The 13,561-nt window shown below is 38.5% G+C and carries 11 protein-coding genes, 1 tRNA gene and 2 pseudogenes; 6 read left to right on the top strand and 8 right to left on the bottom strand.

The genetic code is table 11. The annotated features are described in order from the left end of the window. Window positions 1–4: 4 nt before the first annotated feature. The 6 genes and pseudogenes from AA974_RS02895 to AA974_RS02870 form a co-directional block, all read right to left on the bottom strand. On the bottom strand, window positions 5–310 hold the full coding sequence (locus tag AA974_RS02895) for a hypothetical protein (RefSeq protein WP_064433343.1): 306 nt from the start codon (window positions 308–310) through the stop codon (window positions 5–7). A gap of 170 nt (window positions 311–480) precedes the next feature. Next, window positions 481–2,134: pseudogene (locus AA974_RS08015) on the bottom strand (LeoA/HP0731 family dynamin-like GTPase). Window positions 2,135–2,545: 411 nt separating this feature from the next. Beyond that, a pseudogene (locus AA974_RS07910) lies at window positions 2,546–3,851 on the bottom strand (GTPase); the annotation flags it as partial. Between the two features lie 114 nt (window positions 3,852–3,965). Beyond that, complete coding sequence (rimO, locus tag AA974_RS02880) at window positions 3,966–5,285, bottom strand: 30S ribosomal protein S12 methylthiotransferase RimO (RefSeq protein WP_064433342.1); 1,320 nt, start codon at window positions 5,283–5,285, stop codon at window positions 3,966–3,968. 1 nt (window position 5,286) lies between these two features. Further along, entirely contained in the window at window positions 5,287–5,748 is a 462-nt protein-coding gene (locus tag AA974_RS02875; protein WP_064433341.1) for a phosphoribosyltransferase, read from the bottom strand. Window positions 5,749–5,756: 8 nt separating this feature from the next. After that, entirely contained in the window at window positions 5,757–6,866 is a 1,110-nt protein-coding gene (locus AA974_RS02870; protein WP_064434050.1) for a pyridoxal-phosphate-dependent aminotransferase family protein, read from the bottom strand. Between the two features lie 148 nt (window positions 6,867–7,014). On the opposite strand from AA974_RS02870, the gene AA974_RS02865 reads away from it, so the two are divergent. The 6 genes from AA974_RS02865 (at window position 7,015) to AA974_RS02840 (ending at window position 12,322) form a co-directional block, all read left to right on the top strand. Beyond that, complete coding sequence (locus AA974_RS02865; RefSeq protein WP_064433340.1) at window positions 7,015–7,491, top strand: phosphatidylglycerophosphatase A family protein; 477 nt, start codon at window positions 7,015–7,017, stop codon at window positions 7,489–7,491. A 78-nt stretch (window positions 7,492–7,569) separates the two neighbouring features. After that, window positions 7,570–8,613 (top strand): D-alanine--D-alanine ligase, encoded by a 1,044-nt coding sequence (locus AA974_RS02860; RefSeq protein WP_064433339.1) that lies wholly within the window; start codon window positions 7,570–7,572, stop codon window positions 8,611–8,613. Beyond that, on the top strand, window positions 8,613–9,338 hold the full coding sequence (gene estV, locus AA974_RS02855) for a lipase EstV (protein WP_064433338.1): 726 nt from the start codon (window positions 8,613–8,615) through the stop codon (window positions 9,336–9,338). The genes AA974_RS02860 and estV overlap by 1 nt, the downstream gene beginning before the upstream one ends. Beyond that, complete coding sequence (locus tag AA974_RS02850) at window positions 9,325–10,806, top strand: Mur ligase family protein (RefSeq protein ID WP_064433337.1); 1,482 nt, start codon at window positions 9,325–9,327, stop codon at window positions 10,804–10,806. The genes estV and AA974_RS02850 overlap by 14 nt, the downstream gene beginning before the upstream one ends. Window positions 10,807–10,815: 9 nt before the next feature. After that, window positions 10,816–11,301 (top strand): HIT family protein, encoded by a 486-nt coding sequence (locus AA974_RS02845; RefSeq protein ID WP_064433336.1) that lies wholly within the window; start codon window positions 10,816–10,818, stop codon window positions 11,299–11,301. A 64-nt stretch (window positions 11,302–11,365) separates the two neighbouring features. Then, the gene (locus AA974_RS02840; RefSeq protein WP_080471003.1) at window positions 11,366–12,322 is read left to right on the top strand and encodes a ribose-phosphate pyrophosphokinase; all 957 of its coding nucleotides are present in this window, start codon (window positions 11,366–11,368) and stop codon (window positions 12,320–12,322) included. 41 nt (window positions 12,323–12,363) lie between these two features. Here the strand turns inward: AA974_RS02840 and AA974_RS02835 are convergent. Next, window positions 12,364–12,440: transfer RNA gene (locus AA974_RS02835), tRNA-Ile, on the bottom strand. Then, on the bottom strand, window positions 12,402–13,547 hold the full coding sequence (locus AA974_RS02830; RefSeq protein WP_080471090.1) for an FtsW/RodA/SpoVE family cell cycle protein: 1,146 nt from the start codon (window positions 13,545–13,547) through the stop codon (window positions 12,402–12,404). Before AA974_RS02830 ends, AA974_RS02835 begins: the two co-directional genes overlap by 39 nt. Between the last annotated feature and the right edge of the window lie 14 nt (window positions 13,548–13,561).

Below are 13,561 nucleotides of genomic sequence, written 5' to 3'. Positions count from 1 at the left end.
TGCCTTATTTTAAGATTTCTTTGAGATTTTGCTTGATCTCATCAGGATTTTGCTCGTATTCTTGGATGAGATCTTTTAAAATTTCAAACAATTCGTTAAAATCTTGTGGGTGTTCTTTCTTAAAACCCACTACCAAATCCAAAGTTTTACAAGCGTTATCTAATGGATCTTTATCGTCATTAAAAGCGTTTTTTATATCCAAAACCATATTGGTGATGCGAGCGGTTTGCATGGGGCTTGAAATGCGTTTGAATAAAAAGCCTTTAAGCGCGTTTGCAAGCTTAAGAGATGGGCAAATTTTAGAAAACATCGCCTTTCCTTATTAAAAGATTTAAAACGCCGCCTTTTGGTTTAATTAAGCTTATCCAACAAGCTTTTTTGATGCGTTTTTGGAATTTTAACACAAATTCAATTCATTCCTCATTCAGGCTCAACTTCTATAAAATCCCCACCGGTTTTAAAAGCTTCGCCGGTTTGGATCTATTTTTCAAGCCCTTGAACACGCTCTTGCGTTTTTTTAATGCATTCTTCTAGGTCAAACGCGCCCGGGAAACATTGTTGCTTGAATTTGATTTCATCATTGATGAATCCTAAAAGCTCTTTTTTTTGACCTTCAAAATTGGATTTTATTTTTTCTTTAGCTTTTTTAAGTTTTTTTATTTTTTGGTGCGTCTTCCAAGAATCCAATACTTCAAAAGCAACACCGATAAACGGCAGAGCTTTGTTTATGCTTGCTGCCAATTTTACAGCGCCCCATGGTTTGAATTTAAAAAACAAATCCACGCCCACAAAATTTTCCCACAGCCGCTATAGTGTCTCTACCTAATTTGATGTTAGTGGCATTAATAAACCCGCTTTTAAAAAGACCATTCGCAATTGTTCCAAATGCTTTGGCATGTTTTTCAAAAAAACTCCTATCGGCATTAAAAGTAGTCCCGATTTTATTAATTTCATTGCAAATCCCTTGCGTTTGTCTCTCAAATTTCTCATTGACTTTTGTTTCTATGTTGATGCCTATCTTGTCTTCCTCGCCTTTTTCTCCCTTCTTGAAGCCTATTTCGCTCTTAAAAAAAATCATTAAAGGTTTCCAAGCTGGTGCCAGAAACTTGACGGATGAGATCGTCAAAATATCTTATTACGAATCCTTTTAAATTAGTGCGGGCTTGAGAAATTTCTTCATTTAAATTTTGGAGATCCCGTTGCCTTTGTTTTATCATTTCCTCTAAATCTTCCATTTCTCCACCAATCTCTTGCAGCGCTTGTTTCTCCAAAGGAATTTGCCTACAGATAACATCTTGAATGACGCTTTTTTTGGCTTCTTCTATGATGGTTAATTTCCCACCATTCTCTTTAATCTTTTTTTGCGTCGCATCTTGCAAAGTTTTGATATGCGAAAGTTTTTGGAATTCTTCTTTATGCTTTAGCCAGTGTTCAACCCCCAACTCAAAAGGGTTTACAGCGACAGCGACAATGCTCAAACTTTCTCTTTCTTTTTCGCTCAGAGAAATGAGATCGTTGAGTCGGTTTTGAATGTTTGCTTTTTTAATTTTAAATCTTTTGTTGTAATCCTCTTCATCTTCAATATCTGCTTCTTCATCAAAACGACTGATGACAAAGATTGTCCTGGATAAAAGATTGAGCGTTCTGAACAACCAATTCAAATCATCCTTATGGCTTTCTTTGATGGGGTTTGACGGGTCGAGCGTGTATAAAATGAGATGGGCTTCGCTGATATATTTTTTGGTGATATCTTTATAGCGCTCTATTTTGCCGCTATCATGTTCTTTTTCTTTAAACCCAAACAATCCCGGAGTGTCAACCAGCTCAATTTCATTGTCTATGTTATAGATTGTAACTTCATCGCTTGATTCTTGATGGTCTATTTTCATGCTCTTTTCTAGCCGCTCGATCCAAGCTGCCGCTATGGTTGTTTTTCCTTCAGAAAAACCTCCCACTAACGCCACTTTCAGTTTCTGATCGGCAACATTTCCAATCGCATTACGGATTTTATCCTTGAAAGAATCTTCAATAGGGATGCCGTATTTTTCGCCAGTTTGGATAAAGTCAAACAATTTTCAAGATTTTCTTGATTCCTCTTTTGATTTGCTTTGAATTGTTTTAAAGTTTCATTCATTGTGCACTCCTTGTTTTGAATATTATATAGAGATGCCTCGATGCCTCCTAATCTTTGAGTGGCTTTTTCTAATTGCTTTCTCATGCGTTCGTGACCTTCAACAGGTCCGTTAAGAAGGGCTTTGAGTTTTTCAATCTTTTCAAATGCGTCTTTTTTGACATCTTCAAGTTGTCTTTCCATGCTCTTTGTGAGACTATCACGAATTGTATTCAAACTCTTATCCACTGCTTTTCTTTGTTGGGATTTTTGATAGCTTGGACTGAAAAAATTCCATATTGATTTAACTATACCCAATAGCCCTAATCCTATGGCTGCCCAACCTGCAGGATTCCAAAAGTTCGCTGCTCCTGCTCCTAAAAGTCCGAAAATTCCAAAACCCAAACCTCCCATTGAAGCCAATAAGCCTATTTTATCAATACCACTATCCGTATTAATACTGAAATCAAAATCAAAACCACGATCGGCATTGGTGCATTTTAAATAGGCTAGAGACTTTTTAGTATTATATTCAAATTGTCTAATATCTTTTTGCAAGTCGTTACGGAATTGTTCCTCATTTTCTTCAAACCGCTCTTTTATGCTTTTACGCAACTTTCCCATGCCTTGTAGGAATTCATTTTTAAATATTCTTTCACACTCATCATCTCCAATTTTTCTTTCAATATGTGCATGCATTTTTCCGCTCAAGCCAGATTTGAATTGATCGATTCCTCCGTATGCTGATATTCTTAAATTAGATATAAATTTTCCTTTAGAATAATCTTAGGTTGGAGCAAGACTCTAGTTGGCAATTCTTTGTTTCTTTGATGATTGGATTTATCTGTCCGTCAATCGTAGTTTGGATCGCTTCTTGTAGTTTTTCTATCACCCTCAAAGCCTTGTTGCAGGCAGCAACGCCGATGAAAGACCATAAAAAGCCGCCTGGGTGCTCACTGCTGTATAGCCTATGTAGTGTTTGCCTAAAATGTTTCTCATTTCTTTATTCAAACCTCTTAAACTCTTTTTCTCACCTTCATTAATAAGTATATCTTTTAAAGCTCTTGGGTTAGTGATCGGCTTGTTGAATAGGGTGTATACCTCTGTTTGCGAACCGAGTTGTTTCTGGATCTTTTCAATCGTTCCCTCTTTCCCTTTTTCCCTCTTTCCCTTTTTCTCCTTTTTGCAGAGGGGTGGGCTTTTTTGTAACATAAAAAACAGCATGGGCTTTTTGGGTAGCGTCAGAAATTTTCTTAATCACTTTTTTTTCGTCGCCCTCTATCCCTGGAATATCAAGCAAGACAAAGTTTTGATCGCCGTGTTTGAAGGTGTAAGATTTGGTTTCTAAAGTGAAATCGCTCCTCCCATCGCCTATAGCCGCTCCATCTTGCAATTTTTCTAGCTCTAAAAGATCATGCCCACTGCCTCTATTTGAATAGAGCCGCTTAAACCGCTCTTGTTGATCCATTTTGCTTTGTTCTTTAAAAAACAGCCTTAAGCATTCAATGAGGGTTGATTTCCCCGCACCGGTCTCCCCGTAAAATGCAATAGTAAAATTTTCCCACTCTTCACTATTTTTCAAACTTTCAAGCTCTTTTAAGCTTTCAAATTCTAATTTTTGAAACACCTCCAACGCTTTTTGGCTGAATTCTTTTAGTTTTTCATCCCCGCCATCGGTATCCTCAAAAATCCTTTGGAGATCTTTGATGCTTCTTTCCACACTAATATAAATGTTTTTCAATTTTTGTCTCTTGCCTCAAACGAATTTTTCTGACGCATTTTAACAAAAAAAAAAAACGCAAACCCCTGCACTCTAGCCACGCTATAGCCGCACTTTTAGTCTTATGGCTAACTTTTAAAAAGGGCTTAAAACCTTAGCGAGTAAAATATTGTCTTTAAACGCGCTAGGCACAATCGTGTAATGCCCAGGTTTTAAAGGGGTGGCTAATTCGCTGTCATTGATTAAGATTTCCCCATCCACTTCAGGCGCCCATCTCAAATCCCTTGCTTTGTAAAAATACTCGCCCTCTTTATTTTCCACTAACGCCTTGATGGGCTTATTTAACAAAGCCTTAAAGGAATTGTTTTGGTGTTTTAAAGCGATTTTATTCAAGGCTTTAATGCGAGCGTTGATGATTTTTTTAGGCACTTTCTCTAAAGAATAGGCATGCGTGTTTTCTTCAGCGCTGAAAGCAAAAATATTCAATCTGTCAAACCGAAACTCGTCTAAAAACGCGCTCAATTCTTCAAATTCGCCCTCATTTTCTTCCGGATGCCCTACAATGATCGTGCTTCTTATAAAGCTTTCTTTAACCTGCTTCATGGCGTTTAAAAGCTTTAAATGGTGCACTTGGCTAGAGTTGCGCCGCATTTTTTTAAGCATGGAATCGCTGATATGTTGGATGGGCATGTCAAAATAATTTTGAAAAATGGGCGAACTTTCAATTGCACCAATAAGCTCTAAAGTGGTGCTAGAGGGATAGAAGTATAAGATGCGAGCACTTTTTAAGGCTTGCTGTTTGTCAATCGCGCTAATGAGCTGGATCAAGCCGTCTTTTTGCCCCTTATCGTATAAAAATGAGCTGGAATCTTGAGCGATAAAAGTCATATCCTTATAACCTTTAAGAGCCAGATCTTCCACTTCTTTTAAAATGGAGTCTAATTCCCTGCTTTGCAATTTCCCCTTAAAGCTAGGGATAGCGCAAAAAGAGCATTTTTGATTACAACCCTCAGAAATTTTAACATAAGCATGCACGCTCGATCCCGTGATAATGCGCGCATTATAATGCTCGCTTAAAAACACTTGCTCGCTGAACTGATTTTGTTTTTTAGCGATTAAAATATCAATCTTATCATAATCCCCCACGCCGGTAAAAATATCCACTTCAGGGATCAACTCTTTGATTTCATCTTTATAGCGCTCGCTCAAGCACCCGCTTGCAATCAAAATCGCTCCCTTTTTTTTGTCTTTAGCGGCGTTCAGGATGGTTTGGACGCTCTCTTGTTTGGCGCTTTCAATAAAACCGCAAGTGTTGATAAGAATCACATCGGCTTTTTTAGCGTCATTAGTGAGCGTGTAGTTGTAAAGCTTGCCTAACATCACCTCTGAATCCACCAAATTTTTAGAGCAACCTAATGAGATTAAGCAGAGTTGTTTGTTTTCTTTAACTTGCATGTTAATGGCTTTTTAAGTTTTTCAAATCCACTTCCCAAAAGAAATCAATCCATTCAGGAGCGTCTTTTAAAAACGCATCAGCTTTGTATTTCGCGCTCGTTTTTTGGAACAAACTCGTGCTATAAAACTTTTTATCAGGGTGTTTGTCTTGCAACACTTTAAGCACCGCTTCTAAAGAATTACCGCTATCTACGATTTCATCTACCACAAGAATGGTTTTTAGATGATCTTTGATCGTGGGGATATTTTCAATTTTTAGGGCGTTTTGTCGGTTGGTGGTGTCATAAGAAATCGCATTGATGCCATAAACTTCCCTTAAATTCCAGTGCAAACTCAAAAAATGCGTTAAAGTCATGCCCCCTCGCATCACGCACACAAGGGCTTCTGGGACACCGCAAACGCTCTCTACTTGTTCCACTAATTCCAAGCTGTCTTTCAAAAAGGTTTCATAAGAATAATGCATTATAATCCTTAAATTTCATAATATTGCTTCCAAAAGGTTGTGTTCGCCGCACCATCAAATTCTCTTAAATCCAAATCGTTTAGGGCCAATTCTAGGGCGTTTAAAGCGTAAGCGCTTTTGTAAACAGGAATGATCCCCATGTGGTTGATACGAATGAGCGCGTCTTTATAAGGCTCTTGACCACCCGCAAATTGCACCTGGTATTTTTCTTTTAAAAGGTTTCTTAATTCTTTGGCATGCTCGTTAATAATCGTTGTCATGCTCAAGCTCGGGCTTTTAGGGAAAATCTTTAAACCCAAAGCTAAAACGGCCTTTTGAGTGGCTAAAGCGGCTCTTTTAGTCTCCCTATAAAGCGCTTCAAAGCCTCCTAAATTTTGCACCAATTCAAAATAGCGTTGCAACCCTAAAGTGTGTAAAATAGGAGCGGTGTAGCTTGTGGTGTTGTTCCTTTGGTTTTTCAATTCGCTCTTTAAATTGAAATAAAACCCCACATTGCGTTCTTCTATGCGCTCAATGGCCTTCTGGCTCAATGCGATCAAGCTCATCGCAGGAGGCAGCATGAACGCTTTTTGACTCCCTCCAATGAGCGCATCAATATGCGTTATTTCTAAAGGCTCAACCCCTAAAGCGGTGATAGCATCCACAATCACAAAAACATTCGGATTAGTTTCTTTGATCGCTTGAGCGATTTTTTCTACAGGGTGTCGTAACCCCCCACTAGACTCGCATGCTTGAATGCAAAACGCATCAATGTTGGGGTTGGCTTTAAGCGCGTTTAATATTTTATCTACTTGAGCTGGCGTGTCCCATTCATAAACTAATTCATGGGCTTTGATGGAATGGGCTTTAGCGATCTTGCCAAACCTTTCGCCAAACTTACCCGCATTAACAAAAAGCAACTCTTTTTGACACAAAGAAAGCGCGCTCGCTTCCATAGCCCCTGTCCCGCTGCTGCTTAAAAGCAAAACTTCTTCTAAACCTGTCATTTTTTTCAAATTTTCTCGCACGCTTTGGAAAATCTTTTCAAAATCTTTGGTGCGGTGGTGGGGCATTGGCTGAGAAAAGCTTGAGCGCATCTCTTCGCTAATGGCTACAGGGCCTGGAGTGAAAAGCAACATTTTAAAATTAACCTTTAATTTTTGAGAGAATTTAAAAGGTATCATACTAAAACACGCTTAAAATTAAGCCTTATTGCTTAAGAAAATCTCTTTTTAATGCAAATAAAATGCTAAAATGCCATAATTTAAAAAGAATTTAAGGCAATAATTGAATAAATTCAGTCTTCGCGCGTGTTTTTTAACCCTTTTTTTTAGTGGGTATTCTAAAAAAGCTCCAGGAACAATAGGGAGTTTAGTGGCGTTGTTACTGGGCTTACCTGTTTTAATTTTTTCGGCTAACACTTTGTTTTTAGGGGCGGTTTTGATTGGGCTTATCGCTATCGCTCAAATAGATAAAGAAGAAGAAGAGAGTAAGATTCATGACAACTCCTATATTGTGATAGACGAATTAGTGGGCATGTGGCTTGCGATGGCGATTAGCGGGTTATCGTTAGCGGGCGTGATCTTGAGTTTTATCTTTTTTAGGATCTATGATATTACTAAGCCCTCACTCATTGGCAAAATAGACAAGGAAGTTAAAGGGGGTTTAGGGGTTGTGGCTGATGACGCTTTAGCGGGTATTTTAGCTGGATTGAGCGTGTTATTAGTTGTCAATATTTTAGGATTTTTTAACCTTAAACTTTGATTTTTAAGAAAATTCAAAAGCCTTTTTTTAGGTAAATATAGATAGACTTTATTGCAATCGTTTTTAGGGAGTTTGACCGTGGAGTTTTGCGTTTTATTTGGTGGGGCGAGTTTTGAGCATGAAATCAGCATTGTGAGTGCAATCGCGTTTAAAGAAGCGTTAAAGGATAGGATTAAATATTTTATTTTTTTAGATGAAAACCATCATTTTTATTTGATTGAAGAATCTAACATGCATTCAAAATACTTCGCTCAAATCAAAGAAAAAAAATTACCCCCCCTAATCCTTGTGCATAATGGTTTGCTTAAGAACTCATTTTTAGGCACTAAAACGATAGAATTGCCTTTAGTGATCAATCTTGTGCATGGGGGCGATGGCGAAGATGGGAAATTAGCGGGCTTGTTAGAATTTTATCGTCTCGCTTTTATAGGCCCTAGGGTTGAAGCGAGCGTGTTGAGTTATAACAAATATTTAACCAAGTTTTACGCCAAAGATTTAGGGGTAAAGACTTTGGATTGTGTTCTTTTGAATGAAAAAAACCGTGCTAACGCCCTAAATTTGATTAACTTTAATTTCCCTTTCATTGTCAAACCCAACAACGCCGGGAGCTCTTTAGGGGTGAGCGTTGTGAAAGAAGAAAAAGAATTGATTTACGCTTTAGACGGCGCGTTTGAATATTCTAAAGAGGTTTTAATAGAGCCTTTCATTCAGGGAGTGAAAGAATACAATTTAGCCGGTTGTAAGATTAAAAAGGATTTTTGTTTTTCCTATGTTGAAGAGCCTAACAAACAGGAATTTTTAGATTTCAAACAAAAATATTTGGATTTTTCACGCACCAAAGCCCCTAAAGCGAACCTTTCTGACGCCCTAGAAGAACAATTAAAAGAAAATTTTAAAAAACTCTATAACGATTTGTTTGATGGCGCGATTATTCGTTGCGATTTTTTTGTCATAGAAAATGAAGTGTATCTTAATGAGATCAACCCCATTCCTGGCAGTTTGGCCAATTATTTGTTTGATGATTTTAAAACAACGCTAGAAAATTTAGCGCAATCATTACCCAAAACCCCTAAAATCCAAATCAAAAACTCTTATTTGTTGCAAATCCAAAAGAATAAGTAATGGCCAAACGCAGTATCGCTTATTCGGATAGCGTTTTTGACATTTCCTACACTTTTATAGACCACCATAGCCCTTTAAACGCCTTGTTTTTGCATGGTTGGGGGAGTTCTAAAGAAATCATGCAACAAGCGTTTCAAGGCTGTTTTTTAAATTACAACCATTTGTATGTGGATTTGCCCGGCTTCAATCAAAGCCCTAACGATGAAAAAGTGTTAGAGACTAAAGATTATGCTAATATCATCAATCTGTTCTTAAAAAGCGTGGGTAAAAAAGCGCATGTAGCCTTTGGGCATAGCTTTGGAGGGAAAGTAGCAATCTTGTGTGAAAACGAACGAATGATCTTATTGAGCAGCGCAGGGATCTTAGAGCCAAAACCTTTAAAAGTGCGTTATAAAATCCTTTTAGCTAAAATCTTTAAAAAATTAGGCTTGAATTTAGGGTTTTTGAGGAGTAAGGACGCTATGGGGCTTAATCAAGCTATGTATGAAACCTTTAAAAAAGTAGTTAGCGAAGACTTTAGCGATCATTTCAAACGATGCGAGAAAGAAGTTTTATTGTTTTGGGGTAAAGACGATAAAGCAACCCCCTTAAGCTCGGCTCAAAAAATGCAAACCTTATTGAAAAAGAGCGCATTATTCGTTTTAGAAGGGGATCATTTCTTTTTTTTAAACCAAGCAAAAGAGATTGAAAAACTAGTGGAGAATTATCATCATGCAAAGTCTTAGTTGGCTGAATTTAGCGTTTCGTTGGCTCTTTATAACAGGGCTTGGCTATTATATAATGACTTTATTGCAATGGTATCATTACAGCGTGTTTAGGATCTTAACCAAGCACCACAAAATGCGTTGGCATGGGATTTATTTTTTATTGCCTTTAGGGGTGTTTATCCTATCGTATGCTTTCAAAATGCCGTTTGTTTTTGATTTCTTTTGCGGTGTTATTCAAATACCCATGCTCATTGTTTGGGCCAAACGCAACGACAAGCCTTTAGTTTTCACGCCAAGGGTGAAGCGCTTTTTTATCTTCTTATTCTTATTTTTAATCTTGCATGAAATTTTAAATACAGAATTAGTCCCTTTGAATGGGATTTCGCTTGCGTTAGGCTATTTGTGTTTATTCGCATTCGTTTTAAGCGCTTCTTTAATCTTTGAAAAAGTCTTATCCAAGCGGTATTTGCAAACCGCTAAAGATAAAATCGCCTCTTTAAAGAATTTAAAAGTCATCGCCATTACCGGAAGCTTTGGGAAAACCAGCACCAAAAATTTCTTGCTTCAAATCTTACAAACCACATTCAATGCGCATGCAAGCCCCAAAAGCGTCAATACCCTTTTAGGACTTACGAATGATATTAACCAGAATTTAGACGATAGGAGTGAAATCTATATCGCTGAAGCCGGGGCAAGGAATAAGGGCGATATTAAAGAAATCACGCGCCTCATTGAACCGCACCTTGTCGTGGTTGCAGAAGTGGGCGAACAGCATTTAGAATATTTTAAAACTTTAGAAAATATTTGCGAGACTAAAGCGGAATTATTGGATTCCAAACGCTTAGAAAAAGCCTTTTGCTACTCTGTAGAAAAAATCAAGCCCTATGCCCCTAAAGATAGTCCTTTAATAGACTATTCTAGCCTGGTTAAAAACATCCACTCCACCTTAAAAAGCACTTCTTTTGAAATGCTGATAGATAGCGTTTGGGAAAGCTTTGAAACGAAGGTTTTAGGCAAATTTAACGCTTATAATATCGCTTCAGCCATTTTAATCGCTAAGCATTTAGGATTAGAGACAGAAAGGATCAAACGGCTTGTTTTGGAACTCAATCCCATTGCCCATCGTTTGCAACTTTTGGAAGTGAATCAAAAAATCATTATAGACGATAGCTTTAATGGGAATTTAAAGGGCATGTTAGAGGGCATTCGTTTAGCGAGTTTGTATGAAGGGCGTAAAGTCATTGTAACACCAGGATTAGTGGAAAGCAATACAGACAGTAATGAAACTTTAGCGCAAAAAATAGACGGGGTTTTTGATGTCGCTATCATCACAGGGGAGTTGAATTCCAAAACGATTGCTTCAAAATTGAAAAACCCCCAAAAAATCTTACTCAAGGATAAGGCGCAATTGGAAAATATCTTACAAGCCACCACGATTCAAGGCGATTTGATTTTATTCGCTAATGACGCCCCTAATTACATTTAGGAAATAAACATGCAACATTTATACGCTCCTTGGCGCGAAAGTTATTTGAAAGAGAAAAATAAGAGTTGTGTCTTTTGTGGAATTTCTCAAAACCCTACAAAAGATTCAGAAAACAGAGTGCTTTATAGAAATAGCGATCTCTTTGTGGTGATGAACGCCTACCCTTATAACCCGGGGCATTTGTTGATCATTCCCCATGCGCATCAAGCGAGCGTTGAACTTTTAGAGCTTAATACTTGGCTGAACATGAATGCATTAGCGCCTAAAGTTTTAAAAGCGTTGTATGCTTATGGCGCTCAAGGGATCAATTTGGGTTTGAATTTGCACAGAAACGCCGGAGCAGGGATTCCTGAGCATTTGCACATGCATTTAGTGCCTAGGTTTTCAGGCGATAGCAACTTTATAAGCGTTATCGCTCAAACAAGGGTGTGCGGGATTGATCTTAATGAAACCTATCTTACCTTAAAAAACTTATTAGAAAAGGAGCTTGGTTGAATATAAACGCTTTTAGTTTGGGTGTGTTACAATTGATTTTAATTCATTTTAGGGAGTGTAAGCGATGAAGGTGCGTGGGTTTAAGACAAAGATGCGTGGGTTTAAGATGTTTTCAGGGAGCGCTCACCCTGCATTTGGCAAAGAAGTGTCAAAGCATTTAGGCATTCCCTTATCCAAAGCGGTGATCGGGAAATTCAGCGATGGTGAAATCAATATCCAAATCAGCGAATCGGTGCGCGGTAAAGATATTTTTATTATCCAGCCCACTTGCGTGCCTGTCAATGACAATTTAATGGAATTGTTAGTCATGGTAGATGCTTTAAGGCGCAGTTCGGCCAATTCTATCACAGCGGTGTTGCCGTATTTTGGCTATGCCAGACAGGACAGAAAAGCGGCTCCAAGAGTGCCTATCACGGCTAAAATGGTCGCTAATTTGATGCAAGAAGTGGGGATTGAAAGGATCATTACGATGGATTTGCATGCTGGGCAAATCCAAGGCTTTTTTGATGTGCCGGTGGATAATTTATACGGATCTATCGTCTTTAGAGACTATATCCGCTCTAAAGCGTTAAAAAACCCTGTGATCGCTAGCCCTGATGTAGGTGGGGTTACAAGAGCCAGGTATTTTGCCAATCAAATGGGCTTGGATTTAATCATCGTGGATAAGCGCCGTGAAAAAGCTAATGAAAGCGAAGTGATGAACATTATCGGCTCAGCCAAAGAGCGCGATGTGATTTTAGTGGATGACATGATTGATACCGCAGGCACGATCTGTAAAGCCGCTTTGGCTTTAAAAGAACAAGGGGCAACTTCTGTCATGGCGTTAGGCACGCATGCGGTTTTGAGTGGGAATGCGATCAAGCACATTAAAGAAAGCGCGTTAGATGAAGTGGTGGTAACTAACTCTATCCCTTTAGTTCAAAAATGCGATAAAATCACCACCTTAAGCGTAGCGCCCTTATTTGCGGAAGTGATCAGAAGGATTTATCATAACGAAAGCGTCCAATCGCTTTTCACTTAAAAAGGGGGCAGTTAAAAAGGGGATAAAAGAAAAAGCGGGAGTGGTGGATTCTGTAGGACTTGAACCTACGACCAATCGGTTATGAGCCGAGCGCTCTGACCAGCTGAGCTAAGAATCCAAAATTCCCAAAAGATGGTTTGCTATTATATCCAAAAACATAGCGAAAAGCAAGCAGGTTTTCTAAGATCCCAAATAGGATCATAAAAGTGATAAAACTGCTCCCTCCATAGCTGAATAAGGGCAAGGGAATCCCCACCACAGGGGCTAACCCTAAAGTCATGGCGATATTCACGCTGGAATAAACAAAGATTAAAACAGAAATCCCAAGGGCTACAATCTTTAAAAACCAATCGCTGTTGCTCTCAAACAGATAAAAAAATAAATGCAAACTCAAGCCTATATAAATCGCAAAAAGCAACACAGCCCCTAAAAAACCAAAACGCTCCACGAAGTAAGCGAAGATAAAATCGCTCGTTGCGATAGGCAAGAATTTGAATTTGGTTTGCGTGCAGGCTTCTTTAGATTTGCCTAAAAACCCACCCGATCCTATGGCGATAATGGATTGCATGACATGGTAATTAGGCTTTTCAGAAAGAAAGTCGGCGATGCGCTTTTTTTGATAATCATGCAAAAAGTGATAAACGATAGGCGAAGCCACTAAAAGAGCGATAAAAAGAGGGAGCCACACCCTAGTCCTCAAACCCACAATCAATAAAATCCCAAAACCCATGATCAACACAATAAGAGCCGTGCCCAAATCAGGCTGTTTTAAAATCAAAGCCGCCGGTAAGCAAATGTAAAAACTAAGCTTTAAAAACATGCCCCAATCATAGCCCTTAAAAGGGGGTGGGTTTATTTTAATCAAATGCGCCAATAACAAAAGGATAGCGATTTTCACGGGTTCGCTAGGCTGTAAAGTGATAGAGATAAAGGGAATGGCTAGCCATCGTTGCGCCCCAAGCTTGCTTGATCCCATAAAATCCACTAACGCTAATAAAATAACGCACGCCCAATAAAACACAAAGAGCCACCGATCGAGCTTTCTAAAAGGGATAAAAAACACGATCCAAAAGAGAAGAAACCCTATCGCATAATAAACCCCTTGCTTTAAGCTCAAAACTGCGCTGCTCTCAAAAATCAATAAAAAAGAAACCACAAGCAAGGGGATGATAAACACAAAGGGCAAAAGATCAAAATGCATCCAAATCCTTTTGTCTAATGCCATGCGTTTTTCATAAC

This window comes from Helicobacter pylori, from assembly GCF_001653475.1.
GTDB classification, from domain to species: domain Bacteria; phylum Campylobacterota; class Campylobacteria; order Campylobacterales; family Helicobacteraceae; genus Helicobacter; species Helicobacter pylori_CM.
This window is presented reverse-complemented; position numbering and strand designations above follow the sequence as displayed.